Source organism: Rheinheimera sp., from assembly GCF_037442525.1.
Classification (GTDB): Bacteria; Pseudomonadota; Gammaproteobacteria; order Enterobacterales; family Alteromonadaceae; genus Pararheinheimera.
Map to the genome: position 1 here is coordinate 663,085 of NZ_JBBIQD010000001.1, position 26,255 is coordinate 689,339.

Annotated in this window: 21 protein-coding genes; 11 read left to right on the plus strand and 10 right to left on the minus strand. The window is 50.5% G+C overall.

Translation table 11 applies throughout. From position 1 onward, the window contains the following. Nucleotides 1–51: 51 nt before the first annotated feature. From WKJ03_RS03095 to WKJ03_RS03110, 4 genes are all read left to right on the plus strand, one after another. Nucleotides 52–393, plus strand: coding sequence for a cytochrome c (locus tag WKJ03_RS03095; protein ID WP_337840686.1), 342 nt, complete (start codon nucleotides 52–54; stop codon nucleotides 391–393). Then, the gene (locus WKJ03_RS03100; protein WP_337840687.1) at nucleotides 390–2,141 is read left to right on the plus strand and encodes an amidohydrolase; all 1,752 of its coding nucleotides are present in this window, start codon (nucleotides 390–392) and stop codon (nucleotides 2,139–2,141) included. Before WKJ03_RS03095 ends, WKJ03_RS03100 begins: the two co-directional genes overlap by 4 nt. After that, nucleotides 2,138–3,364: an alginate export family protein gene (locus tag WKJ03_RS03105; RefSeq protein ID WP_337840688.1), complete on the plus strand. Its 1,227-nt coding sequence runs from the start codon at nucleotides 2,138–2,140 to the stop codon at nucleotides 3,362–3,364. Before WKJ03_RS03100 ends, WKJ03_RS03105 begins: the two co-directional genes overlap by 4 nt. Nucleotides 3,365–3,504: 140 nt before the next feature. After that, nucleotides 3,505–4,182 carry a type 1 glutamine amidotransferase domain-containing protein gene (locus WKJ03_RS03110; protein WP_337840689.1) on the plus strand — a complete coding sequence of 226 codons (678 nt, stop codon included), beginning with the start codon at nucleotides 3,505–3,507 and terminating at the stop codon, nucleotides 4,180–4,182. On the opposite strand, the gene WKJ03_RS03115 is transcribed toward WKJ03_RS03110, so the two are convergent. The 8 genes from WKJ03_RS03115 to mutY form a co-directional block, all read right to left on the minus strand. After that, nucleotides 4,179–6,956, minus strand: coding sequence for a winged helix-turn-helix domain-containing protein (locus WKJ03_RS03115; protein ID WP_337840690.1), 2,778 nt, complete (start codon nucleotides 6,954–6,956; stop codon nucleotides 4,179–4,181). The genes WKJ03_RS03110 and WKJ03_RS03115 overlap by 4 nt on opposite strands. 159 nt (nucleotides 6,957–7,115) lie before the next feature. Beyond that, nucleotides 7,116–8,066, minus strand: a complete 951-nt coding sequence (locus tag WKJ03_RS03120) for a GlxA family transcriptional regulator (RefSeq protein WP_337840691.1) — start codon at nucleotides 8,064–8,066, stop codon at nucleotides 7,116–7,118. Nucleotides 8,067–8,239: 173 nt separating this feature from the next. Next, nucleotides 8,240–9,310 carry a 23S rRNA (cytidine(2498)-2'-O)-methyltransferase RlmM gene (gene rlmM, locus WKJ03_RS03125; RefSeq protein WP_337840692.1) on the minus strand — a complete coding sequence of 357 codons (1,071 nt, stop codon included), beginning with the start codon at nucleotides 9,308–9,310 and terminating at the stop codon, nucleotides 8,240–8,242. A gap of 1 nt (nucleotide 9,311) precedes the next feature. Then, entirely contained in the window at nucleotides 9,312–9,698 is a 387-nt protein-coding gene (locus WKJ03_RS03130; RefSeq protein ID WP_337840693.1) for a hypothetical protein, read from the minus strand. Beyond that, nucleotides 9,676–10,311 (minus strand): alpha/beta family hydrolase, encoded by a 636-nt coding sequence (locus tag WKJ03_RS03135; RefSeq protein WP_337840694.1) that lies wholly within the window; start codon nucleotides 10,309–10,311, stop codon nucleotides 9,676–9,678. Before WKJ03_RS03135 ends, WKJ03_RS03130 begins: the two co-directional genes overlap by 23 nt. A gap of 6 nt (nucleotides 10,312–10,317) precedes the next feature. Further along, nucleotides 10,318–11,250 (minus strand): transcriptional regulator GcvA, encoded by a 933-nt coding sequence (locus WKJ03_RS03140; protein WP_337840695.1) that lies wholly within the window; start codon nucleotides 11,248–11,250, stop codon nucleotides 10,318–10,320. Nucleotides 11,251–11,340: 90 nt separating this feature from the next. Next, nucleotides 11,341–11,610: an oxidative damage protection protein gene (locus WKJ03_RS03145; RefSeq protein WP_337840696.1), complete on the minus strand. Its 270-nt coding sequence runs from the start codon at nucleotides 11,608–11,610 to the stop codon at nucleotides 11,341–11,343. A gap of 61 nt (nucleotides 11,611–11,671) precedes the next feature. Then, nucleotides 11,672–12,676: an A/G-specific adenine glycosylase gene (gene mutY, locus WKJ03_RS03150; RefSeq protein WP_337840697.1), complete on the minus strand. Its 1,005-nt coding sequence runs from the start codon at nucleotides 12,674–12,676 to the stop codon at nucleotides 11,672–11,674. Nucleotides 12,677–12,805: 129 nt separating this feature from the next. On the opposite strand from mutY, the gene trmB reads away from it, so the two are divergent. The 3 genes from trmB to WKJ03_RS03165 are packed head-to-tail and all read left to right on the plus strand — an operon-like array spanning nucleotide 12,806 to nucleotide 14,855. Beyond that, the gene (gene trmB / locus WKJ03_RS03155) at nucleotides 12,806–13,534 is read left to right on the plus strand and encodes a tRNA (guanosine(46)-N7)-methyltransferase TrmB (protein WP_337840698.1); all 729 of its coding nucleotides are present in this window, start codon (nucleotides 12,806–12,808) and stop codon (nucleotides 13,532–13,534) included. Nucleotide 13,535: 1 nt separating this feature from the next. Beyond that, nucleotides 13,536–14,540 (plus strand): class I SAM-dependent methyltransferase, encoded by a 1,005-nt coding sequence (locus WKJ03_RS03160; protein WP_337840699.1) that lies wholly within the window; start codon nucleotides 13,536–13,538, stop codon nucleotides 14,538–14,540. Between the two features lie 21 nt (nucleotides 14,541–14,561). After that, the gene (locus tag WKJ03_RS03165; protein WP_337840700.1) at nucleotides 14,562–14,855 is read left to right on the plus strand and encodes a hypothetical protein; all 294 of its coding nucleotides are present in this window, start codon (nucleotides 14,562–14,564) and stop codon (nucleotides 14,853–14,855) included. On the opposite strand, the gene WKJ03_RS03170 is transcribed toward WKJ03_RS03165, so the two are convergent. Further along, nucleotides 14,856–15,254, minus strand: coding sequence for a DUF3293 domain-containing protein (locus WKJ03_RS03170; RefSeq protein WP_337840701.1), 399 nt, complete (start codon nucleotides 15,252–15,254; stop codon nucleotides 14,856–14,858). 137 nt (nucleotides 15,255–15,391) lie between these two features. Here WKJ03_RS03170 and WKJ03_RS03175 point away from each other — a divergent pair, with 137 nt between their 5' ends. Both WKJ03_RS03175 and arcA read left to right on the plus strand, forming a co-directional pair. Continuing rightward, nucleotides 15,392–17,005, plus strand: coding sequence for an ATP-binding protein (locus WKJ03_RS03175; protein ID WP_337840702.1), 1,614 nt, complete (start codon nucleotides 15,392–15,394; stop codon nucleotides 17,003–17,005). A 171-nt stretch (nucleotides 17,006–17,176) separates the two neighbouring features. Beyond that, nucleotides 17,177–17,884, plus strand: coding sequence for a two-component system response regulator ArcA (gene arcA, locus WKJ03_RS03180; protein WP_337840703.1), 708 nt, complete (start codon nucleotides 17,177–17,179; stop codon nucleotides 17,882–17,884). Between the two features lies 1 nt (nucleotide 17,885). Here arcA and WKJ03_RS03185 read toward each other — a convergent pair whose 3' ends face one another. Next, nucleotides 17,886–20,174, minus strand: coding sequence for an ATP-binding protein (locus tag WKJ03_RS03185; RefSeq protein ID WP_337840704.1), 2,289 nt, complete (start codon nucleotides 20,172–20,174; stop codon nucleotides 17,886–17,888). A gap of 311 nt (nucleotides 20,175–20,485) precedes the next feature. Here WKJ03_RS03185 and folE2 point away from each other — a divergent pair, with 311 nt between their 5' ends. Further along, nucleotides 20,486–21,412, plus strand: a complete 927-nt coding sequence (folE2, locus tag WKJ03_RS03190) for a GTP cyclohydrolase FolE2 (RefSeq protein ID WP_337840705.1) — start codon at nucleotides 20,486–20,488, stop codon at nucleotides 21,410–21,412. A 376-nt stretch (nucleotides 21,413–21,788) separates the two neighbouring features. Beyond that, nucleotides 21,789–26,255, plus strand: a complete 4,467-nt coding sequence (gene gltB, locus WKJ03_RS03195) for a glutamate synthase large subunit (protein ID WP_337840706.1) — start codon at nucleotides 21,789–21,791, stop codon at nucleotides 26,253–26,255.

Below are 26,255 nucleotides of genomic sequence, written 5' to 3' on the forward strand. Positions count from 1 at the left end.
CAATAACCAGAACCTTTGCTGGGCAGGGGTTCTGTTATTTGGGAGTCAGCGATGAAATTGTTTTGTTTATTACTCAGCCTGCTGTGTGCAGCAACACAGGCCGCAGGCAATGCCGCCAGAGGCAAAGAGTTATCAGGCAGCTGCTGGGGCTGCCATGGCGAAACCGGCATTTCTCCTATTCCTGGTAACCCTAACCTGGCTGGTCAGAAAGCGGTTTATCTGGAATATGCCTTAAAAGCCTATCGCAGTCGCGAACGCAAAGGCGGCCTGGCCGAAATTATGTATGTGAACGCCGCCCCATTATCCGATCAGGATATTCTTGATTTGGTTGCTTATTTTTCCAGTCAGCCTGGTGACAATACCAACCAGCTGAGAGTGAAGGAGACCCCATGAGAACAGGCATTCTGCTCTTGGTGCTGTTGCGTACTTTGCCGCTGGCAGCAGCACCGGACCTTATTGTGTACAACGCCAAAGTGACGTCGTTTAACCAGCAAGGCATCACTGCCTTTGCGGTCAAAGATGGCCGTTTTACCGAACTCAGTTCATCAGCCCAGGAGCTGTTGCGTCAAAAAGACAGTGCCACTCAACTGATTGACGCCGGTGGCAGGCTGGTGATCCCGGGACTGAACGATTCACACCTTCACGTGGTCAGAGGCGGCCGCTTTTATAACCTGGAAACCCGCTGGGAAGGCATCAGCAGCCTGAAACAAGCGCTGTCGCTAGTTGCTCAACAGGCCAAACGTACGCCCAAAGATCAATGGGTGCGAGTGATTGGCGGCTGGACCCCGGAACAATTCCAGGAAAAGCGCCTGCCGACACTGGCTGAGCTGGATAAAGCCGCCCCTAACACTCCAGTGTTTATTCTGCATCTGTATTCAGGCGCTATTCTGAACAGCGCTGGCTTACAAGCCCTTGGTATCACCAGCCAAAGTCAGGCTCCCATAGGCAGTTATTATGAAAAAGACGCAGAAGGCAAGCTGACAGGCGTGCTGGTCGCCGATCCAAATCCACAGCTGCTGTACCAGAGCATTGCTGCCTTACCAGGCCTTAGCACAGAGCAACAGCTCAATTCCTCACTGCAGTTCTTTCAGGCCTTACTCGGCTATGGGGTGACCAGTGTGGTAGACGCTGGTGGAGGTGGTCATCTGTTCCCACAGAATTATCAGGCCAGCACTCGCCTGGCGGTTGAAGGGAAATTACCTATCCGCATTGCCAGTTATCTGTTTCCGCAACAACCTGGTGACGAACTGAACCAGTTTGCCCGCTGGATGGCCAATTATCAGCAAGACCAGAACCTGGATGCCCGTCACCCCAGAGGTTACACCATAGCAGGTGGCGGTGAACTGCTGGCCTGGTCAGCGTCCGATTACGAGAATTTCCGCTCGCCACGGCCAGAATTGAAACCCGGTTTTGAACTGGAACTGCAGAATATTGTCCGCATGCATTTATTGATGCGTTGGCCGTTCCGCATCCATGCCACCTATGATGAAACCATCGACAAAATGCTGGACGTGCTGGAAAAAATTAACAAAGACCAGCCGCTGAACAAAGTCCGCTGGGCATTCGACCATGCCGAAACAGTGTCCGACCGAAATCTGGAACGTATTCATAAGCTTGGTGGTGGTATTGCCGTTCAGGCCCGAATGGCTTTCGCCGGTGAAGATTTTCTGGCTCGTTATGGCAAAAGCAAAACCCAAAACACAGCGCCGGTGAAAAAAATGCTGGAGCTGGGGATTCCTGTGGGTTTAGGTACAGACGGCACCAGAGTAGCGAGTTTTAATCCCTGGGTCACTTACTACTGGCTGGTCAGCGGAAAAACTCTGGGGGGCACTGTGCTTTATGCTGCAGAGCAACGCCTGGACAGGTTGACCGCCTTACGGCTGTTTACCCTGGGTTCAGCCTGGTTTTCTGGTGATGAACAGCAAAAAGGTGCCATAGCCCCCGGTATGCTGGCTGATTTCAGTATTCTGAATCAGGACATTTTACAAGTGGAAGAACCACTGCTCCTGCAAACCCGCAGTGAGCTGACAGTAGTCGACGGCCAGGTTGAATACGCCAGCAAAGCCTTTCCGGCATTCATCAGACCCAGGTTAAAAGCTGAACCGCTTTGGTCCCCTGTTAACCTAGTGCCATCCGAATGATGCAGTCCCCGCACTACCCGGCATTCGTTGTTGCCGGTTTGATTCTGCTGCCTGGCGTTGCTCTGGCGGCAGAATCCTTTTCATCTTTTGGGCTGGAGATCAGACAAAAACTGCAAAGTGTGCACCATACCGACTTCAGCGCTGAGCACAACACGCTTTGGCTGCAGCGTTGGTTACCCTCGTTTGAGTTAGGTCTGATGCCATCAACTTCTTTGCTGCTGGAGCCTGTTGTGGCCTTTGACAGCCCTCACAGTACTGGCACCTCCCCCCAGGAACAGACTGCACCTGAACTTCACCGGCTGATACTGCAAACAAGTTACGGGTCATGGCAACTGCAGTTGGGACGACAGGTTTGGGCTTTTGGCAATCAGCGTCAACTGGGTAAACGTGAAGGGACCAATATCCGCCGCCGTTTTGATGGCCTGTTGCTTACCCGTCAGCAAGAAGCTTCAAATTACAGCCTGTATCATGGTCAGCATGTCATCGAAAAGCCGGGCAGCTGGGATGATCAAAGCTCAGAAAACTGGCGTGTAAGCGGCATGGTGCTGCAGACAGAATGGACATCGGAACGGCAGTTGAGTCTGCATTATCTGCGCTATCTGGACCACAGAGATAACAAAGACGAAGTCCGGCATTCCATGGAATTCAACATCAAAGCACAGAACCATTATCATGGTTTTGAGCTGGAACATATCTATCAATGGGGCCATCAACAGCAATACTCTATTGACGCATATTGGGCTTTTGCCCGCTACCAGCAAAGCCTGAACCAGAGTTTCAGCTGGTCAGCCGCTCTCAGTCTGGCCAGTGGGGACCGCACACCTCACAACCAACAACTGTCTACTTTTCAGCCGCTTTTTGCCAAAGCCCCTTTTTACTCAGAGGCCGGTATTATAGCCACCAGCAACATCAAAAATCTGCAGCTAGGGCTGCATGCTCAGACATCTTCTGGCCTGCGCTTTGAACTGGAATATCAGTGGCTGGCGCGGCTTACATCACATGACGCCATCTATAGCCAGGGGCGTTCGGTGCTGCTGAGTTCCGCAACCAAAGGCAACAGTAAACTGGCCGACGTGGTCACTGTCAGACTCAGTCAGGAATTCAGTCCGGCGCTTGAGTTTGAAATTTTGCTGAGCCACCTTAACGCTACCACCACTATGGCACAGAGCAGCACCAAACAGCACAGTCTGTTTTTTGAAGCGGGTTTTACCCTGCATTACTGACTGCAGTCACTCGCGATAAATTCACAACAATTCACAGCATTTGATTCGCCTGGCCAACACATTGTATCGACAATAGAAAAAACAGACTGGAAACTCAGAACACTGGTTTCTGCAGCTTCGGCACAAAAATGGATAGCGCAATGGCAGATGTTTTAATTGTGGTGACCTCAGACGGCAGCTGCGGACATGAAAAATCCGGCTTGTGGCTGGCTCAACTGGCTATTCCTTATTATCTATTACTGCAGGCAGGCCACCACCTTACTCTCGCATCCCCCAAAGGAGGTTCAGCTCCTGTTGACCCGGACAGCTTGCAACCCGAATTACAGACCGCTGAGTCTGAGCGCTTTTTAGCTGATCGAAACGCCCGCAGTGCGCTGGCAGATACGTTAAAGCTGCAGCAACTTTACCCCGCCGACTTCCAGGGAGTGTTTTATGCTGGCGGACTTGGTCTGTTAAAGGACCTGATCCAAGCCCCCTGTTCCATCCGGTTGCTAAAAGAAACTTTTGCCTTAAACCGCCCTGTAGCATTGATAGGACATGCACCAGCCGTCTTGTTATGGCTGGCAGACGACACACATAAGCCACTGGTTGAAGGAAGAAGAATGACCATGCTGAGTCAACAGGAGCGGCAATTACTGCACCCCGATTGCATTTTACCTCTGGATCCGGCTAAAGAACTCATGCAACGTGGAGCTCTGCTGAGTACAGGCCCGGCGCATCAGCCTTACGTCGTAAAGGATGGCACCTTACTGACTGGTCAGAATACGGCCTCTGCAGTCCCATTGACTCAACAGTTTTTAGCCGCTTTGCCCTCTTAACAGCAAGGATTGAGCAACAGGCAGGCTTCCTTCCAGTCCTTTGTTTGTTGATGTTGAGGAAACAGAGCCATAGTCTGCAGCAACAATTCCTCTGAGCCTGGCCACCCCAAAGCTTTTAGACTCATCGCAGCCCTCAATTGCCAGGATAATGCCCCCTGACGCCTGGCCAGCTGATAAGCCTCACAGCAAGACTTCTGAATTTCAGCTGTTGACCCACCATGGTGTTTCACAGCCATTGCCCGCGCTCTGATTATTTCAGCTTCACACCAGGCTGAAGCCGGCCAGGCCGGGCTGGTCCCGGCAAATTCTGGCAAAAAGCGGTAATCTATAGTACCAAGCAAGTTGCCGTAAAACCGGTTCATTTCCCCCAAACAGGTATCCGGTGACGCATGGTCACTTAAAATTTTCAGCGCCTCGCTGAATACCTGACCACCGGCTTTCCAGATTTGCGCTGGCATACCGCTATTGAGCCGTAGCAACATGTCAATGCCATAGCAGGCCAGTTGGGTGTCCCCTTGCCACAGCGCCACAGGGCATAAACCACATACCAAAAAATAGCCCAACGCATAAGGCTGGCGTATGCTCTGTGCTCTGTCCAGCATCCGGATAATCAAACGTATAGCTTCATTGGTCTGGCCTGCAATCCACAAAGAGCGGGCATGAAAAGCACTGGCCGCCACTAAATGATCGTAACAATAAACATGCGCAGGAATAGTCAGAGGTTGCCTGACTTCAAGCTGCATGGCCTCTTCACCCAATGCCAGCGCCACAGTAAAGTGACCCCTTGTATACTGATTGATCATTTGGGTGCGTGAGCGGGTTGCAGCAATTTGTGGCAAGCTGCTGTTTGAGGTAAGACTCAGATAAGCGCGGCTCCAATACTCCAATGATGCGTCATCGGCCCCTAAAACTGAGTGAGCGTATAAAGACCAGGTCAGTTGAATTTGCAATACCTGCTCCTGAGCTGCAGCTGCATACTGCAAACCCAGCTGAAACAACTCAGCCACCTGGGCCGAAGCACCATAGTGATGAAAACGCACATGCCCGAGTGCCAGCCCCAGTTTGGCAATTAAATCCGCCGGAAGCAACGCTAACCGGCTGCGGGCTATATGCCAGGCCTGTTCCAGATAAAGTTGAATTTCGGACAGTTGTAATGAGCGATACCATAAAGGAGCAGATTCAGTTGCCAGCCGGATTGCCAGCTCATGTTTATCAGGTTCAGCAAAGGCCCAATGCAACGCCAGCTTGATATCCGCCACATCCTGTTTTCGAACCTGCAGCCAGTTAGCCGGAGTGTCAGCATTCCATTCATCCAACGGCTGCTGCGTCTGTTTCAGACAATACAGGGCATGTCGGTGGCGGATTGGTTCCAGTTCGCCATGCTGCTGCAGTAAATCCAACGCGAAGTAACGCATCGACTCAAGCAATGCAAAACTCACCCGACCATCCAGATCCATCACCCGCACTAAGGACTTTGCAACCAAGCCATCCATCAAATCAAGAATGTTTGCCTCACTGAAATCGGGATTAACGGCCAGCACCGCCTCTAAATCGAAGCGTCCAGCGAATACCGCCAGACTGCGCCACACACCAGCCTCATTGGCCGTCAGGCTGTCGTAGCTCCAGTCGATCACCGCTTTAAGCGTCTGATGCCGTGCCAGGGCGGTACGCCGTCCCTTGGTGAGAAAACTGAATCTGTTATCCAACCGCCGCTCCAGTTCAGCAAAGCCAAATACCGGCACCCTGGCTGCAGCCAGTTCCAACGCAAGCGGTAAGCCGTCAAGGCGCCTGCAAATACGACCAACCGCATCCACCTGTTCAGCCGACAGCTGCAAGTCGGGCAATAACGCCTGCACTCTGCTCATAAAAAGCTGTACCCCCGGGTAGTCCATCAGCTGTTCGGCCGTGAATAACCGCTCAGATTCAGGGCATGCCAAAGGCTCCAGAGGAAACACCTGCTCACCTTCACTGCGCAAAGGTTCGCGACTGGTGATTAAAAGGTGTGCCTGAGGTAGCTGCCGCAACAACTGTTCGGCCAGTTCACCGATGCGCTGCACCAAATGTTCACAGTTATCCAACACCAATAAAACCGGGGTTTTTGCCAATGAATGAATAATTTCCTGCAGCGGATTGCAGTCAACACAGACCAGATCCAGCGCCATAGCCAAAAAATTTTCAACCAACCTGCTGTCGGTATGAAGCGAAAAATCGATGAAGTAGCTCTTACCCGGAAATTCAGCCTGCCATTGTTCAGCCACCGTCAGCGCAAGAATAGTTTTACCCATACCACCGGGGCCGGTAATGGTTACACAACGTCGGTCAAGCAGAAGCCGGCGAATTTCAGTCAATTCTCTGCCCCGTCCCAACATGGGCACTAAAGAACGTACAGAAGATGTTTGCAAAGCTCCGGCCACAGAGGACGATAACGCCGAAGCAGCGCTGATGGGAGTTATTTCTGCAACAAAACAATAACCACGACCCGGAATATTCTCGATATAACGTATACCTTGTGACTCTTCCTGCAACGCCTTACGTAAGGCTGAGATATGAACCCGCAGATTACTTTCTTCCACGACGGTATGAGGCCATGCGGCGGCAACCAAGGTATCATTATCGATCACGCGCCCGGCGTGACGCAGCAGCACCGACAAAATATCAAAAGCCCGGCTGCCAATGGCTACAGGCTGTTGGTCCCGCACTAACTCCCGTCTGTGCTCGTGGTATAAAAATGGCCCGAACCGCAACGAAGAGGTCAGCATTTCTGTATCAGGCATCACGCACTCCCTGGTGTGATGGCGTTATCAAGCTGTACAGCTGGAGCTTAACTGAGCCAGCGTTGTGAATGATGCATTAATAGTTATTCAGAGCGAATCAGGGTTCAATGCTGGTAAAAGGAAGGATTCTGCCAAAATGATGTCAGGAAAGGCCAATACTTAACCAAACTGCTGTCGGTATTGACCCGGGCTTAAGCCCAGTTTGGTCTGAAACAAATTACTCATTTGCCGCACACAACCAAAACCACAATCAAATGCCACAGTTTTCATTGGCAGGCTGCTGTTTTCCAGCAACTTCCTTGCCTGATCTACTCGGGCATGCTGCACAAAAGTCATTGGGGTCAGCTGAGTTTCCTGCTGAAAAAGTCTGGAGAAGTTGCGCACACTCATATTCGCCAGCGCTGCCATACGTTCGACGGTGAACTTTTCATTCAGGTGCGCCAACACAAACTGCTGCACTTGTGACACCGCAGAACTGTCACGTGCCACTTCTGCTAACAGTGGGCTGAACTGTACCTGCCCCCCCTGACGCCGCATCACCACCAACAGCACTTTAGCGACATTCACCGCCAGAGCTCTGCCGTGATGGCGTTCGAGGATACTCAAAGCTAAATCTATACCTGTGGTTATACCACCTGAGGTGACAAGCGCAGAATCCTGCACCACCACCTGGTCAGTTTCTACCAACACCTGCGGAAACTCCGTCGCGAGACGCTTGGTATAATTCCAGTGCGTAGTGACCTTACGATCGTTGAGTAAGCCGGCTTTTGCCAGAATAAAAGCACCAGTGCAAACCGAGCCATACAAGCCAGCTTTACAAACAGAAGCAGTTAACCATTGGTATAACTCAGGGTGGTGCTGGTTATAGGCTCCTGGACCACCAGGTACCAGCAGCACATCATAATTGCCTTGAAACTGATCAAAGCTAGAATCTGGAACTACACGGACCCCATTGGACGAGCTTACTGCATTTGAGCTGGCAGCCAGCGTGACCACTTTGTAACGCTCAGTGTCGGGCAAAAACCTGTTAGCCAACGCAAAAACCTCAGCTGGACCTGCAAAATCCAGCAACATAAAGTTTTCAAACAAAGGCATTATCACGTTTTTCATACTGGTAACTGATCGGTCTCTTTCCTACCAAGCTGCTATGTGCATATCAGCCAAAAACAAATGTTAAGTTTTGTCTGTTTACGTAAATAAAGTTTAGTTACTCACTGAAAGACTAAACAAGTGATTTATTTTTAACCTCATACTATCAGGGCAGAAATTCCCCACTATGTTGTTCAGGCTTTGCAGACATGCACTGTCACTTCTTCGCGGTCGTGATACAGGTGTTTGGCCTGGAAACGCACCCGAAGTCCGGCGTCTTTCAGTTTGTGTTGCATCATTTCCAGCACTTCAGCCACAGTCTCATAGCGTTTTTTCATTGGCAGTTTCAGGTTAAAAATACTTTCCTGGCACCAGCCATTGATCAACCAGTCACAGACCAGCTCGCCCACCCGTTGTGGTTTTTCAATCATGTCACAGACCAGCCAGTACACGTTTTTTTTATCCGGCGTGTATTTAAAACCATCCACCTGCAAGTGCCGCACCTGACCTGTTTCCATCAGGCTGTCAGCCATCATGCCGTTATCAATGGCCACCACCATCATGCTGCGTTTCACCAGCTGATAAGTCCAGCCGCCCGGGCAGGCGCCTAAATCGACCGCATTCATGCCGGACGCCAGCCGGGTTTCCCATTCATCCTTGGGGATAAACTGAATAAAGGCTTCTTCCAGCTTCAGCGTGCTGCGACTAGGCGCTTCAGACGGGAACTTCAGCCGCATAATGCCGTTTTCCAGCGGGCTGTTGTTCTCGGGGTAGGACATGCCCAAATAGGCCTCTTTGCCGGATAACATAAAGAGGTGCAACACAGGAGCGCGCTGGTTTTCTTTTTGCAGCAAAACACCACACTGGCGCAGCGCCTGACGCAGTGGCACTGTGAATTTGCGCGCCAGAGTGGATAAAGTTTTGCCGTCATTGGTTTCAGGGTATTCCACCCTCAGCTCGCCCAAATTACGCAGTTCAGCACCCAGTGCAGCCTGTACTATGGCAGAAACCCGGTCAGCCGGGTCCAGCTCCAGTTTTTCGTCCACCAATAAACACCACTGGCGGGCAAAAATCAGCTTGTTAAAGTCGTAGTCCCGGTAAAACGTGGCCAGACTGTCGCCGTCATAAGCTTCAAAAATCACAAAGGCACTGTTGTTGCTCAGTTTGCAATAACCAGCCACACCTTGCTCGCCTGCTTTGTCCTGGATTTCCGCCGCACATTCTTTTTCAAAACCAGCACGGCAATAAAGTAATAGTTGTCTCATGTTATTTCCTGATCCAGGGGCTGAAAGCCAGCAATAGCCAGCTGAGAATTAATAATTGTCCGGACAGAGGGGCCAGCTGGCCAAAATGCAGGCTCCAGCCAAAAACCCCGCCCACTAAAGTAAAGACGAAACCGCAGCTACCCAGATGAAAAGCCACTGCAACAAGCCGGCTTAACCAAGGGCTTTGTTGCTGCAGGTTTTCGGCAGCACCCAGCGCCAATAACGCAAGGCTGTGTAAGGTCAAAATAAAACCGGCGCTGAGCAACACCGCCATTTGATTACCGGTCAGGCTGGACTGCCACAGATGCATCAGCGCCGCTGCACCACCCACACAAATAGCGCCATACAAAGCCGCCAGGCTGGTGTTAATTTTCCAGAATAACGTCATCAATAAATCTCCTGGTCCGCTGTGCCGCCTGTTGCAACAGTTGCTGCTGAGTCAGGCCACTGGACTTCAGCGGTTTAAAATCATGATCTGCGCTGCGAAGCCAGCTCACTTCTACTTCAGGCCAACTTAACGAACAAAGCTCTGCAGCAGTGCCAAAAGGGTCGCGCTCACCCTGCAGTATCAGGACTGGCCGTTGCAATGTGTCGAAATGCCCGGTTCGCCAGCTGTCTTTTTTCGGCGGATGAAAGGGGTAGCCATAACAGCACACTGCTTTGACAGCAGCCGGTACCTCACCGGCAACACCAGCGCAGAGCATAGTGACCACCCGCGCGCCCATGGATTTTCCAGCCAATATTAGCGGTAAATCTGTCGCCATCGCACTGAGCTCGTCTTGCAGCTGCGCAATTAACACCGGCATTTTCGGCGGTGGCCGCCGCTGTCCAGCCAGACACTGTTGCATATAGGCAAAGTTAAAGCCCCAGACGTCGATGCCCTGCAGCGCCAGTTGCGCTGCCAGTTGCTGACAAAAATCGGACTGCACCGGCGCTCCGGCGCCATGACAGAGCAGCATACGGGCTTTGGCAGACGCTGCAGCTTTCAGTAACTCAGCCATGACGGATTAATCTGGCGTACTGTTATTAAAATAGTGCTCAGCAAAATCCTGTTGATCCAGCTCGACCTGTCTGGCTATCCATTGGCGAAACGCGACGATTTTGCCAAGTTCAGTCTGGCTTTCCCGACACACCAGGTAATGTGAGTCTTTGCTGAGCAGCACATGGTTAAAAGGCACGATCAACCGGCCGGAATTAATATCTGGCCTGGCCATCACGTTATGTGCCAGTGCCACCCCCTGACCATGAATGGCCGCCTGCAATACCATAGCGGTATGCGAAAAAATCGGCCCCTGGTTCACATTAAAGTTTTTTATGCCTTGTCCGACAAACCAGTCTTTCCAGGCCTGGCGTGACCCATCATGCAACAAGGTATGAAACTTCAGATCCAACACCTCTTTTAATGGCTTGCCGCTGGTCAGCAACAAAGGTGAGCAGACCGGCAATAAGTATTCGGTGTGCAGCTTGTCGGCATGCAAACCACGCCAGCTGCCACGGCCATAATAAATGGCCACGTCCACGTCATCGGTCAAGGATCCTTCGTCTGAGTCCACCGCTTTGATCCGCACATCGATATCGCTGTGTGCTTCGCTGAATTTGCTTAAACGCGGAACCAGCCACTGTATGGCAAAACTCGGTTGCAGGCTGACAGTCAATGAGCCTTTGGCCCCACGGGCTAACAGCTTTTCGGTGGCTTCATGCAACTGGGAGAAAATTTCTTTGATGTCGAGGAAAAAACTCTGTCCTTCTTCAGTCAGCAGTAAAGAACGGTTTTTCCGCATAAACAGCTTCAGTCCCAAATGGTCTTCTAAAGCTTTGATCTGATGGCTGATAGCCGCCTGGGTGACAAACATTTCCTCAGCGGCTTTGGTAAAGCTCAAATGCCGTGCTGCGGTTTCAAAAGCTTTTAGCGCATTCAGAGGAGGTAAACGCCTTGCCATGGCTGGAGTCCTGAAGATTTTAATAAGTTTTTCTAATGGCAGTATAAATCAGAGCTGACAGGCATCACCAGCTCTGATTGAAGGATAAGCTTAAGCTTTTGGTACGTAGCCTTCGATATGCACGTCGGCACCTTCGAATAAAAATTGCTGCATCTGCTCTTCCAGCAATTTGCGGTGCTCCAGATTCATCATATTGAGCTTTTTCTCGTTAATCAGCATCACCTGCTTGGCTTGCCATAAAGCCCAGGCTTCCTTGCTGATGGAATCAAAAATCTTTTTGCCAAGCTCGCCCGGATAGAGTTGGAAATCCAGCCCTGGCGCTTCTTTTTTCAGATAAACACAATAAACCTGACGTGACATGCTTCACCTCGCCTTAAAAAATTTGCGCTAGTTTAAACCAGTGCGGGTGAAGCCCCAAGCGTTAATCCGTTTCGTCCTGCAGCCTGGCTTCTATCCAGCTGCGGATTGGCGCAGGCAAACCCACGTTTTCCAGTTGCTTTTTGCTGTACCAGCTTTGTTCAGGTTTGGCTTCTCTGACGTCCAGCAGCCAGACTTTCGCTTCCAGCCTGTAATGTGAAAACACATGGTTAAATTCGCCCTGCAATTCAGTATCCGGTGCGTCATCAACCTGAGGCAGAGCCCACAAATCAGCCCAAATACCGCTGGAAGGACGCTTTTCCAGCAGCAACAAACCTTGTTTTTCTACCCAAAGAAAATGCCCTTGTTTGACGGGCGTGACTTTTTTCGGTTTCGCTGTTGGCAATTCAGCCACCCGGTTTTGCTGATAAGCCAGGCATCCGGCCTGCAACGGACAGGCATGGCATGAGGGCTGACGGGGCTTACAGACAGTTGCTCCTAAGTCCAGCAAAGCCTGCGCAAAGCGGCGGTTGTGTTTAACTGGCGTTAATTGCTCCGCTAAAGCCCAAAGCTTTTTGTCAACGGCCGAACTGGTAGACACACCTTCAATAGCAAACAAGCGACAAAATAAGCGCCGCACATTGCCGTCCACTATCGGGCCCCAGCTGTCGTAAGCAAAAGAGCGGATGGCGCCTGCTGTATAACGGCCTATGCCGGGAATTTGCAATAAATCAGCCAGTTCAAATGGAAAATCACCAAGCGCAGCTATAGTTTTGGCCGCCTTATGTAAATTGCGGGCCCTGGCGTAATACCCCAGCCCTTGCCACAAGGCCATCACCTGGTCGGTTTCCGCCTTGGCTAAATCTGTGACGTCGGGAAATGCTGCCATCCAGCGTTCAAAATAAGGGATGACTGTGCTGACCTGAGTCTGCTGCAGCATCATTTCACTGACCAGCACCCGGTAAGGCGTAGGGTTTTGTTGCCATGGCAAGGTATGCCTTCCCTGGCTGGCCTGCCAACTGATCATTTTTTCAGCCAATAAAGAAGGGGATTGTAAAAACAGCGACACTCTTAGTTACCCATCAAATAAAACGCCGCCATTCTAACCGTAAAAGAGCTGCAGATGCGCGTGGTATTAGTTGAGCTGCCTGCTCAGAATAAGGATAATACGCGGCCAATTTATAGCGGAGAGCCTTTGATGAGCGAACAGCAGCACCCAACCGACCAGCCTGAACAACCACAGGAAGAAAAATTCCTGCGTAAAATCAGAAGTTTTGTGCTGCGCGAAGGCCGGCTGACCAAAGGCCAGCAACGTAGTCTGGACCTGTTCTGGCCTACTATGGGCCTGCAGTATCAGACTGAGGCCTATAATTTTGAGCAAATTTTTGGCCGTCAGGCCCCTCTGGTGCTGGAAATCGGCTTTGGTATGGGCAAATCCTTGGTGCAAATGGCCAAAGAAGCGCCAGAAAAAGACTTTATCGGTATTGAAGTCCATAAGCCAGGTGTGGGTGCTTGCCTGGGTGAAGCCGAAACTCATGGTGTAAAAAATCTGCGTTTATTTGAGCATGACGCGGTAGAAATTCTTGAGCACTGTGTTGCAGACAATAGCCTGGACACAGTGCAGCTGTTTTTCCCGGATCCCTGGCATAAAAAGCGTCACCACAAACGCCGCATAGTGCAGCCTGAATTTGTTCAGTTACTGCGCCGCAAGTTAAAACCAGGCGGAGTCTTTCATATGGCCACCGACTGGGAAAATTATGCCGAACATATGCTGGAAGTGATGAGTACCGCTGAAGGTTACCAGAACCAGTCAGCAACCAATGACTATGTGCCCCGCCCTGACCACAGACCTCTGACTAAATTTGAAAACCGCGGCGTGAACCTGGGCCACGGTGTCTGGGACCTGATGTTTAAAAAGGTAAACTGAGATGCTTGATAACAGCAGCCAGATGGTAGTGCGCAACAGTGCTGATTTGAAAGGTACTGTACTGGTCATTGAGCCCCCAGCAGACCGTCTGGCCACTGAACTGGCCGCTTTGGGTATTCAGGCCCGCTGTTTTACCACCAATGCTGCTGTGGCTCATAACTGGCAAAGCCTGAGTGCTGAGGCTGTGTATTTGGGTAAACTGCCAGATCAACACTTTGATTCGCTGCTGATTTTTCACCCCAAAAGCAAAGAACAGCTGCCTGCTCTGCTGCAGCAGCTGAAAGCTGTGGCCAAAGCTGACAGTCTGTGTTTTTTGGTTGGCGACAATAAAGGTGGTATCAAAAGCCTGCCCGCTTTAGCCGATAAAATAGGCGTAAAAGTGTACAAGCTGGATAACGCCAAACATTGCCTGTGGTTTGAGCTGGATCATCTGTCTGAATTGCAGCCTGTCCCTACGGGTTTTTTGCAGTTTCAGCTAAAAAGCGGCAGCACCGAATTTGTGGTGTGTTCCCAACCCGGCGTTTTTAACCACGGCAAACTGGATTTAGGCACCAAATTGTTGCTCGAAAACCTGGCCCATGTGCAAAAAGGTAAGGTGCTGGATTTTGGTTGTGGCGCAGGTATTGTCGGTGCTTACCTGAAGAAAAATCACAGCGCTATTGAGCTGGTGGCCAGCGACATCAGCACTCTGGCCGTGGAGTCCACAGAGGCGACGCTGGCCGCCAATCAGTTGTCTGGTACTGTGCTTTGTGCCGATGGTTTCCCCGGCAAAACAGGCCTGTTTGACCATATAGTCAGTAATCCGCCTTTTCACACAGGGCTAAAAACGGATTACCAGATCAGTGAGCAGTTTTTTCAGAATGCCAGACAGCACCTGAAAGCCGGTGGTAGCCTGACTCTGGTTGCCAATGTACATCTGCCTTATGCCGAACAACTGAAAAGCCTGTTTAATCAGGTAAAAGAACTTGGTCGGCGCGATGGTTTTGTGGTTTATTATTGTCAGTAACACCCAAAGCGGAAAGCACTGATGCGTTTCATTACCGCCTTACTGCTGTTGTTAAGCACCCAAAGCCTTGCCGCTGAATGTATTCAGGCGCCAAACCGTACTGAAGCCTGCCCCAATATGTTGTACCGCCTTGGTCAATTGCCGGGTATGGAAAAACCCGCAGTGCTTTGTATTTGTGCCACAGACTTTAAAAAATTTCTGACGGTTCCGGCCGATAAAGCCGATGCCCAGTTATTGCAGCTGAAAAAAATGCAGCTGGAGAGCGAACTGGGCCAGCCGATAGACCCGATACTCGCGGTACTGAAAAGCCACTGACTATTCTGCAAGCACTATTTGTCTTGGATGAAAGGCGCCAAGGTATTCTTCCGGATGCTGCAAAAGCGCAGGGACCAGAAAGAGTTTTCCTGCCTCCACCCAATAAATAGCATTTTGTTTAAATCGTATTGCCAGGTCCACTGCTTTGGTTTTTTCACAGAGCACAGCCCAGCTTTTCTCCTGAAAAGACAGATCTGGCGAACAACCAATAATGGCACGGTAAGGCAGGTTTAACTGATCAAGAAAATCGGCGAAGTGTTTGTCGAAAACTAAATTTTGGGAGGGGTTGTGCAGATCACCTGCGGGGTTCTGAGCGCTGATAATAGCAAAACTGATGTCCTGCCCCAGTCTCTGATGGCATAAAAACACACTACTTTTGTACTGATCCCATAAGTCCATGCGTTCACTCCTGTATCAGGCTGCAGTTACTATAAACTGCTTTTATTTTTTTGTCAGGGCTGGTAGCCAGTTAGTTGCAATTGAGTGTAACTTCAATACTATAAAGCAAGGACGTACTGAAAATCGCGGATGGATCAATGAGTTCAGCGTTAAAAGCAACATCAATGAAAGGCGCGCTGATATGGGTGGTGATGTTAATTTGCAGCATTACCTTATGTGTGTCCCTGACCATCGCCACCTTGCAGGACATCAAAGCCGAAAAGAAAAATCTGTCCGAACAGCTGCATGCCTATGCTGCCATTATTGCCTTTAACGCTGTGGGTTCGTTGGAAATAGATGACCCAGAAGTGGAGGACAAACGCCTGGCCTCCTTCAGCGCCGAACCCCGTCTGAACAATATTCATATCTACAAACTGCAGGACAATGGCGAGCTGACTTTTTTTGCCAGTTATAACAAAAGTGATATAGGCCCTTACCCTACCCAATTTGCCAAAGTAGAACAGCTGAAAAACACCTTATTAAGTGAAGGAGTGATGGAACTCAGTCAGGTGATTGAAAGTGACGGTAAACGACTGGGCTATGTTTACTTACGCGCCAGTCTGGATGAACTGAGCAATTATGTGCAAAACCGCGTACTGTTCGACATTTTGATCGCACTTTGCTCACTGATTGGCGCTTTTATTCTGGCTATCCGGTTACAAAACCGCTTTACCCAACCCCTATACAGTTTATTGTCGCTGGTGCAGAAAGTGTCCAAAGACAAGGATTATCATGTACGGGCACCCGCCATGGAGATTATCGAATTTCATAACCTGGGCCGGGCCGTGAATACCATGCTGGATCGCACCGAGCAACAAATTAATAAACTGCAGGGGGCTGAATCGGAAATACGTCAGTTGAACCAGGATCTGGAGCATAAAATCAACGAACGTACCCTGGCACTGAAAAGTTCTAATCAGGACCTGCTGAACACTTTGTCTACGCTTCACCAGTACCAGAATCAAATTGTTGAGACCGAAAAAATGGCCAGTCTGGGTCAGATGGTGGCCGGGGTTGCCCATGAAGTAAATACCCCTATTGGTCTGGGTGTCACAGCTTCCACCCTGATGCAGGACAAACTGCAGGAAATCCAGCGCGCCTTTGATGATAAAAAACTAACCTCCAGCCAACTGGCGAAATTTTTATCCGACAGTAACGAAAATCTTGGCATTATTTACCGTAATCTGGAACGCGCCGCGAACCTCATTCGTAGCTTTAAACAAGTGGCGGTAGACCAGTCCAATGACAACAGACGTACGTTCAATATGTCGCAGCTATTAAACGAAGTGCTGTTGTCACTGCGGCCCAACCTGAAAAAAACGCAACATCAGGTACAGATCGAATGTGATGAACAGCTGGAGTTTGAAAGCAAACCCGGCCCCATCAGCCAGATCTTAATTAACCTGATTATGAACAGCCTGATCCATGCCTTTGAGCAAACAGAACAAGGGCAAATTTCTGTCAGTGTCACTCTGGCCAACAGCCGCTGCTATCTGCATTACAAAGACAATGGTTGCGGCGTACCTGAGAATATCAAAAAACGTATTTTTGACCCCTTTGTCACCACCAAACGTGGCGAAGGTGGCAGCGGTTTAGGTATGCACCTGGTCTATAACCTGGTGACTCAGGCTCTCAATGGTAAAATTCAGCTCGACAGCACTTTGGGTCAAGGTATTGATATTCACATAGATTTTCCAGTTATACCCAAATAGCAAAAAAATATTTCCTTTTCCAGAATGGAAGACCGGGCGATTTGTTAACAAATTAACTTGTTAACAAATGTAGCGCTCTATATAATTGCGCAGACATTTGTTATGGGTAGACGCCCAGTAATTTATTTTAAATTCAAAAACTTAAAGACAATTTAATAAGGTTTTAGCACAATGCAGACTCCTGTGATTCTGATCGTTGAAGACGAGGAAGTAACTCGCCTGAATCTGGTAAGCCTGTTTCAGGGCGAAGGCTATCAAGTGCTGGAAGCAATCAACGGCGAAGAAATGAACCAGCAACTGTCAGAACAGAAAGTGGATCTGATCGTGATGGACATTAACCTGCCAGGCAAAAACGGTTTAATTCTGGCACGTGAATTACGTCAGAAAGAGAACCTTGGCCTGATCTTTCTGACCGGCCGGGACAGTGAAGTCGATCGCATTTTGGGTCTGGAAATTGGTGCAGACGATTACCTGACCAAACCTTTTAATCCGCGTGAACTGACCATTCGTGCCCGCAATTTATTAAACCGCACCGTGAATCAACCTGTCGCTGAAGAACATAAAAGCGTGGTACGTTTTAACGGTTGGGTCATGGATGAAAACAGCCGCAACTTGACTTCACCTACCGGTGAATCCCGTCGTTTGCCAAAGGGTGAATACCGCGCTTTGCGTCTGATGCTGGACAGCCCAGGCAAAATTTTTACCCGGGAACAACTGATCCGTCATATGACAGGCCGTGAACTGCGCCCAAATGACCGCACAGTGGATGTAACTATCCGCCGTATTCGTAAGCATTTTGAATCAGAGCAGGACTGCCCGGAGCTTATCAGCACCATTCACGGTGAAGGTTACCGCTTTGTCGGTAAGCTGGAAAAATAATTCAGCCAGCGTGCAGATACTCTTCCAGAGCGGCCAGGTGCCGCTCTATTGTTAAGTGAAAGTCCACCAGCTGCTTTTCCATCCCCTGCCACTGCACATTGTCGTCAGTTTCAAGCTGTTTAGCCTGCTGCTGCACCCACAGCAACCCGACAGAGGACGCAGCACCTTTGAGTTTATGTGCCGCATCCCGAAACTCCTGTTCCTGCTTCTGCACCGCAGCTTCAATCATCTTATTGATATAACCCGGCATCAGTTGGGCAAACAGCTGCACACTGCGTTGCATCGTTTGCACCCCTAATGACTGCAGGTAATCATCCAGCGTTGCCAGGTCAAGAATGTCTGAACTTCGTGGTGGTTTTAGCTGAGCACTGCTGTCAGTGCCGGAGCCAAATAACTCGTTCAGCAGCTGATCCAGCTTATTGGTATTAATAGGTTTAGCCAGGGAACCTTCAATGCGGATGCCACTTAGTTGCTCCTGAGCTTTGCGTACATTGGCACTGAGTATCACAACAGGCAACTCAGCCAGCTGAGGTTCTGAGCGGATATAGCGGGCTATTTCATCGCCGGTCATATCCGGCAATTGCATATCCAGCAGCACTAAATCCAAATCGTCTTCGGTGTCCAGCAACGCCATCGCATCTTCACCGGTTTCGGCCAGCACCACCTGATGACCACGTTGCTCCAACAGATTGATGGCAATTTCAGCGTTCAGCGGCACATCTTCGACCAGCAGTACTGTCAGTGCCGGATGCAAAGGCAAACTTTCAGGTTGAGGAGGCGCCAACAATTGCGTGGGCAGCCTGACAGTAAAGCAGCTGCCCGTGCCGGTTTGGCTTTGCAGGCTGATGCTGCCGTCCATCGCTTCCACCAGTGAACGGGACACCGACAATCCGATACCTGACCCCACCATACTTAAGCGACGGCCGTCGCTGGATTTATAGTACATATCAAAGATGCGTTGCTGCTCGGCTTCAGCCACACCAATACCGGTATCCCGCACATGGAACACCAGTTCAGAATTTTGCTCTGCCACAAACTCAACTTCCAGCTTCACCTGCCCCCTGGCAGTGAATTTCACGGCATTATTCAACAGGTTCCACAGCACCTGCCGCACCCGCGTAGGATCGAGCTTGACGTAACAGTCGGCAGAAAACTCGTCAGGTCCAATAAACTCCAGCTCCTTTTGCTGACAGATCAGGCTGGCAAAGTTACAGATATCACGGACAAAAGCCCCCAGCTGCACACTCTGATACAAAATATCCAAGTCCTGCCGGTCAATTTTATCCAGATCGATAATGTCATTGAATATATTGCCGAGTGTCTCGGCACTGCTGAAGATGGTATTGCTCCAGCTGCGTTGCTCATTGCTTAACTGAGTTTCCAGCAGGCGCCGGCTTAAACCGACAATGCCGTTTAACGGTGTGCGCAACTCGTGGCTTAAGGTGGCAATAAATTTGCCTTTGTCCTGATACGCTTTTTCCAGCGCCTGCTCGGCCAGCTTACGTGAAGTAATATCACGGCCAAAGCCCAGTAACCCTATATAACGGCTTTGTTTATCGAAAAAAGGAACTTTGCGCATTTCAAACCACATCAGCCGGCCATCCGGGGTTTTGTATTCCACGTCCAGTGTCATGGCCGTACGGCTCATGGTGAGCTCCTGATCGGTCAGGATGGCGCTTGGCATAGTGTCGGCGTCAAACAATTCAGCCGGATAATGGCCTATCAGCTCTTTGGCTGATTTGCCCATCAGCACTTCAAACATTTTATTGCAACTGACAATACGCCCGGTTTCGTCGCGGTAATAAAACAAATCCGGCGAGCTGTCGACAATGGAGCGCATCAGTAAACTCTGCTCTTCCAGCTCTTGTTGGGTTTTTCGGCGCCAGGCGATTTCACGGCGCAGCTCGTCAACGGCTCGGCGTTTCGCCTGAAAAGCTTTTTTCCGCTCTTCAATTTCAAAGTTCAGTTGCCGGATGGTTTCCTGCATGTTCTGATTCAACAAGCGCTCCTGTCGAATAGAGTCCTGCAGGTAAAACAAGGCTTCGTCCAGGTGATGCACCAGATAAAAACAGATCAGAATAAAGACCGGCGAGCTGGTCAGCGAAAATAACAAAGCCCCCAGCACCAGAGGCCAGAGTACGACTTCATACAGCAGCAGGCTGTAAGCACCCGCCAGAACCCCGGTAACCGCCTGTAATAAAATGAAGCAAAGGAAAAAACACTGCACCCAGCCCCACTGCTTCAGGTAACTGGCCAATTTCCGGATCACAGGATGGACACTGTGTTGCATGCGAGCCTTTTGGGTTGCAGAAAAACATCGTCAGTCTGCCAAAAACAGATCTGCTTGTCGCCATCATTTTGGGCCAGCAGGCCGAAAGTTCCGCCGATAACTTGAATTCAGTACTGGCGAGCCCAATCTAGCGAATAACTGAGCAAAATACTCAGGTATTCGTTTTTTTCGTTTAAGCCATTCGAAAAAAATCAGCCTAGGCCGCACAAGTTTTATACAGGCCCATACAGAAAAATATGGTATAAAGTGCGCCAATTTTTAAGGCAGCCCGTATAGCACAGGGTTGTATAAAAACGGACATTGGAGTTTTCATGCCGAGCATAATGCCAGACGTAGCCAACCATGCCTCTGCCAGTTACGAAAGTACACTGGATTGGGTTGGGATGAGCCAGATTGAACTGCCCCTGATGTTCGCCGTCGCCGGCGAAGCACCACGTCAGGTCAGCAGCAAAGTAGAAGCTTTTGTGAACCTGAAGGATCCAAAAGCCAAAGGCATTCATATGTCACGGCTTTATCTGTTATTGGATCAGTTGTCCAATGAATCCAGTCTGAGTTTTCACACCTTAAGCCAGTTGCTGAGCGATTTTATCAGCAGCCATGAAGAGCTGAGCACTCATGCGTTTGTGAAGTTCGACTTTGACCTGCATCTGCGCCGAAAAGCCTTAATCACTGAAAAACAAGGCTGGAAAGCTTATCCTGTCACTATTGTTGGTCAGCGCAAAGACGGCAAAGTATCAGTGGAGCTAAAGGTTAATGTGCCTTATTCATCGACCTGCCCCTGCTCAGCCGCTTTGGCCCGTCAGCTGATTCAGGAAGCTTTTGTCACCAAGTTTGCTGGCCATAAAGAAGTCAGTATGGAACTGGTCAAAGACTGGCTGGGTACCACTCAGGGTATTGTGGCAACCCCTCACAGCCAACGCTCTGTGGCCGAAGTCAAAGTGAAACTGAACCACAGAGTGACCGACTTCCCGGTCATTGCGCTGATTGATGCCATTGAAGATGCATTGCAGACACCGGTTCAGGCTGCAGTTAAACGCGCTGATGAACAGGAATTTGCCCGCTTAAACGGACAGAACCTGATGTTCTGTGAAGATGCAGCCCGTCGTTTAAAACAGACACTGAACACCCTGACCGAATTTGATGATTTCTGGTTGAGGGTGAATCACTATGAATCTCTTCATGCCCATGATGCTGTCGCAGTCACGGTGAAAGGTGTGGCTTCAGGTTACGTCGCATAAGTTCCGCATAAAAAATATCTTTTCAGTTACAAAAAAGGCCGGTCTTACCGGCCTTTTTTCTGTCTTTTCTGGCAATTCCGGCCAAAAAAACTAAATTTCATGTAATTAAATTACAAAAACCCTTTGTCGATCCTGCGGTCTAATGGCCTGGGCAGTGCGGCAAATCTGTCTTGCAATTTGCAGGAAATCTCGGTATACCTAAAAGGCATTTTTATGGATAGACGTCTAAACGGCATAAAAATGCAGCCCAAAGGTCAGCAAACTGCATGAAAGCATAAATGTTGTTTTCTTTCAGTGATAAAAACGCCACACATAAGAATAATAATTCACTATTTATAAATTTATATTTACTTTTGGACAGGTTGGAGGAAGGGTCATGGCGTTGTATCACCACAGTCAGGCGAGAGAGAACTGTGGCTTTGGTCTGATCGCCCATTTAGAAGGCGTCGCCAGCCACCGTATTGTGAGGACTGCGATCAGCGGCTTAGACCGGATGCAGCACAGAGGTGGAATTTCAGCGGATGGGAAAACAGGTGATGGTTGTGGCCTGTTAATGCAAAAGCCAGACAGCTTTTTCCGTGCTATTGCGGACGAACAAGGCTGGAGTTTAGGCACTAAATATGGGGTGGGTATTATTTTCTTCAGCCAGGACCCGGTTAAAGCCGAACTGGCACGGGCCATTATTGAGCAGGAAATTACCCGTGAAACCCTGACCTTAGTCGGCTGGCGTGAGATGCCGGTTGATGCATCGGTGTTAGGTGAGCTGGCCCTTGACTCCATGCCACAAATCAAGCAAGTCTTTGTCAGCGCCCAGCCTGGCTGGGGCGATCACGACTTAGAACGCCGCCTTTATATGGTGCGCCGTCGTATCGAAAAACAATTGACCGACGACAAAGACTTTTATATCCCCAGTTTTTCTTCATTGGTGACCGTATTTAAAGGTCTGATGATGCCGGCTGATTTGCCGCGTTTTTATCTGGATCTGGCCGACGTGCGGATGGAAACCTCGATTTGTGTGTTCCACCAGCGTTTCTCCACCAACACCATGCCACGCTGGGCCTTGGCACAGCCATTCCGTTTTCTGGCACATAATGGTGAAATCAATACCATTACCGGTAACCGGCAGTGGGCCCGGGCCCGCCAATATAAATTTGCCTCACCACTGCTGCCGGACTTACAGACAGCCGCACCTTTTGTCAGCCAAAGCGGCTCTGACTCCAGCTCGTTAGACAATATGCTGGAACTGCTGCTGGCCGGCGGCATGGACTTGTTCCGCGCTATGCGTTTGCTGGTACCACCGGCCTGGCAAGGCAATAAGGTGATGGACGATAACCTCAAAGCCTTCTACGAATTTAACTCCATGCATATGGAACCATGGGACGGCCCGGCCGGTATCGTGATGACCAACGGAAAACATGTGGCCTGTAACCTGGACCGCAACGGCCTGCGTCCGGCCCGTTTTGTCATTACCAAAGATAAACTGATCACGCTGGCTTCTGAAGTTGGCATTTGGGACTACACACCAGATGAAGTGCAGGAAAAAGGCCGTGTTGGCCCGGGCGAGATGCTGGCAGTGGACACGTCAACAGGCAAAATCTGGCGCTCCGAAGAAATCGACGCCGACCTGATGCACCGCCATCCGTACCGTAAATGGCTGACCGCTAATGTGCAGCGCCTGGTACCCTACGAGCAGTTTGACAGCGACCTGATTGGCAAACGTGTGTTCAGCGACGATGAAATGCTGGTGTACCACAAGCTGTTTAACTACAGCTATGAAGAAATTGAGCAGGTGATCAGTGTTCTGGCCAAAGACGGTCAGGAAGCTGTGGGCTCTATGGGCGATGACACGCCAATGGCCGTGCTGTCGCAAAAAACCCGCACCTTTTACGATTATTTCCGCCAACAGTTTGCGCAGGTGACCAACCCGCCTATAGATCCGCTGCGCGAAGCTCATGTGATGTCGCTGGCAACCAGTATAGGCCGTGAGCACAATGTGTTCAGTGAAACAGCAGGTTATGCACGCCGTATTCAGTTTGAGTCGCCTGTGATGATGTACAGCGATTTAAAACAGCTGAAAACTGCCGACGAAAAATACTACAAACACCATATTATTTCGCTGAACTTTGACCCCAGCGAAGAAAGCCTGGAACAGGCTACCCGCCGTATTTGTCATGAAGCAGTGCGTGTGGTGCGCGACGACAAAGTTGTACTGGTGATTCTGACCGATCGGCGTATTGCTCAGGGCTTAATTCCTATTCCGGCGGCAATGGCGGTAGGTGCAGTGCATCACGCGCTGGTGGATAACCAGCTGCGCTGTGACTCCAACATTATTATCGAAACAGCGTCCGCCCGTGACCCGCACCACTTTGCCGTGCTGGTCGGGTTAGGCGCGACCGGTATTTACCCCTTTATGGTGTACGAGACCATTGAACAGCTGGTGGAAAAAGGCAGCCTGGCCTTAACCGCACGTCAGGCGGTATTGAATTACCGCAAAGGTATCAATAAAGGTCTGTACAAAATTATGTCGAAAATGGGGATTTCGACTGTGGCCAGCTACCGCTGTTCTAACCTGTTTGAAGCGGTCGGTATCAATAAAAACGTGATGCAGCTGTGCTTCCCGGATATGCCATCCCGTATTCAGGGGGCCGATTTCGCTGACTTCCAGCAGGATTTACAGAACCGTGCCAACAGCGCCTGGCTGAAACGCAAACCACTGACCCACGGTGGTTTACTGAAATATGTGCACGACGGCGAATACCACGCCTATAACCCGGATGTGGTGCAAAGCCTGCAAAAAGCCGTGCGCTCCGGTAAATACGCCGATTACAAAGTCTATTCCGACTTTGTGAATCAGCGCCCTGTGGCGCATCTGCGTGATTTGTTTGAGCTGAATAAAACCGGAGTTACCCCTGTTGCAGTGGAACAAGTGGAAGCGCCAGAACAGATGTACCCGCGTTTTGACAGTGCGGCCATGTCGATTGGTGCCTTAAGCCCGGAAGCGCATGAAGCCCTGGCTATCGCGATGAACCGCCTGGGCGGGCGCTCTAACTCAGGTGAAGGTGGTGAAGACCCACGCCGCTTTGGTACTGAGAAAAACAGCAAAATCAAACAGGTTGCTTCTGGCCGTTTTGGTGTCACCCCCCATTATCTGGTCAATGCTGAAGTCATTCAGATCAAAGTGGCGCAAGGTGCCAAGCCAGGTGAAGGTGGCCAGTTGCCCGGTGAAAAAGTGACAGCCGAAATTGCCCGGCTGCGTTATTCAGTGCCGGGTGTGACGCTGATTTCGCCGCCGCCCCACCATGATATTTATTCCATTGAAGATTTAGCCCAGCTGATTTTCGATTTAAAACAGGTGAACCCGGACGCTTTAGTGTCGGTGAAGCTGGTGTCTGAACCTGGTGTGGGCACTATTGCCACTGGTGTGGCCAAAGCTTATGCCGATTTAATTACAGTGTCTGGCTACGACGGCGGCACAGGCGCCAGCCCGCTCACCTCTGTTAAATACGCCGGTTCGCCCTGGGAACTCGGTTTGGCGGAGGTGCATCAGGCCTTAGTCGACAACGGCCTGCGTGACCGGGTACGACTGCAGGTGGACGGTGGTCTGAAAACCGGCCTGGATGTGGTGAAAGCCGCCATTTTAGGCGCGGAAAGCTTTGGTTTTGGCACAGGCCCTATGGTGGCTTTAGGCTGTAAGTTCCTGCGCATTTGCCACCTGAATAACTGTGCCACAGGCGTCGCGACTCAGGATGCGACCTTGCGCCGCGACCACTTTAACGGCTTGCCGGAAATGGTGATGAACTACTTTAGGTTCTTATCGCAGGAAGTGCGCGAGCTGATGGCTGAGCTGGGCGTGACCCAACTGACCGACCTGATTGGCCGCACTGATTTATTGTCCGTGCGTGAAGGGCAAACCCAGAAACAGCTGAAACTGGATTTAAGCCCTATTCTGCAGTCTTCCGGCGTGCGCTCAAGCAAACCGCTCTACTGTGTGCAGAACAATACGCCATTCGACCCGGGTGCGTTGAACCAGTTGTTGGTTGAGCGCTGCAAAGACATGGTGTTGCATAAAACAGGTGGCCGCTTAAACCTGGCCATCCGTAATACGGACCGCTCTGTCGGTGCTGCGTTGTCGGGTTTAATTGCCCGTCATCATGGCAATCAGGGCATGGCGACCGACCCAATCCAGGTGCAGTTTAACGGCACTGCCGGCCAAAGCTTTGGTGTCTGGAACGCCGGTGGTGTGCATTTGTCCCTGCAAGGCGATGCAAACGACTATGTCGGCAAAGGCATGACTGGTGGCCAACTGGCGATTTACCCGCCCAAAGGCGTCAGCTATTCCAAAGACGATGCCACCATTGCCGGTAACACCTGTTTGTATGGCGCCACAGGCGGCCGCTTGTATTTGGCAGGCCGCGCCGGTGAACGTTTTGGCGTGCGTAACTCCGGTGCTATTGCCGTGGTGGAAGGCACAGGCGACAACTGCTGTGAATACATGACAGGCGGCGTGGTATTGGTATTGGGTCAAACCGGCGTGAACTTTGGCGCCGGTATGACAGGTGGTTTTGCGTATTTATTAGATGAACAGGACGATTTGTGTCTGAGGGTAAACCCTGAACTGGTGGAAACCCTGGATGTCAGCATGCCGATTTTGCAGGAACACCTGCGCAGCCTGCTGCACCAGCACGTCGAAGCCACAGGCAGTGAGAAAGCGCACCGCATCCTCACTGAGTTCAGTCACTATTTACCTAAATTCAAGCTGGTGAAACCAAAAACCAGCGATGTAAACACCTTGCTGGGTCACCGTGCGCGCTCGTCTGACGAGTTGCGGGTGCAGGCGATGTAA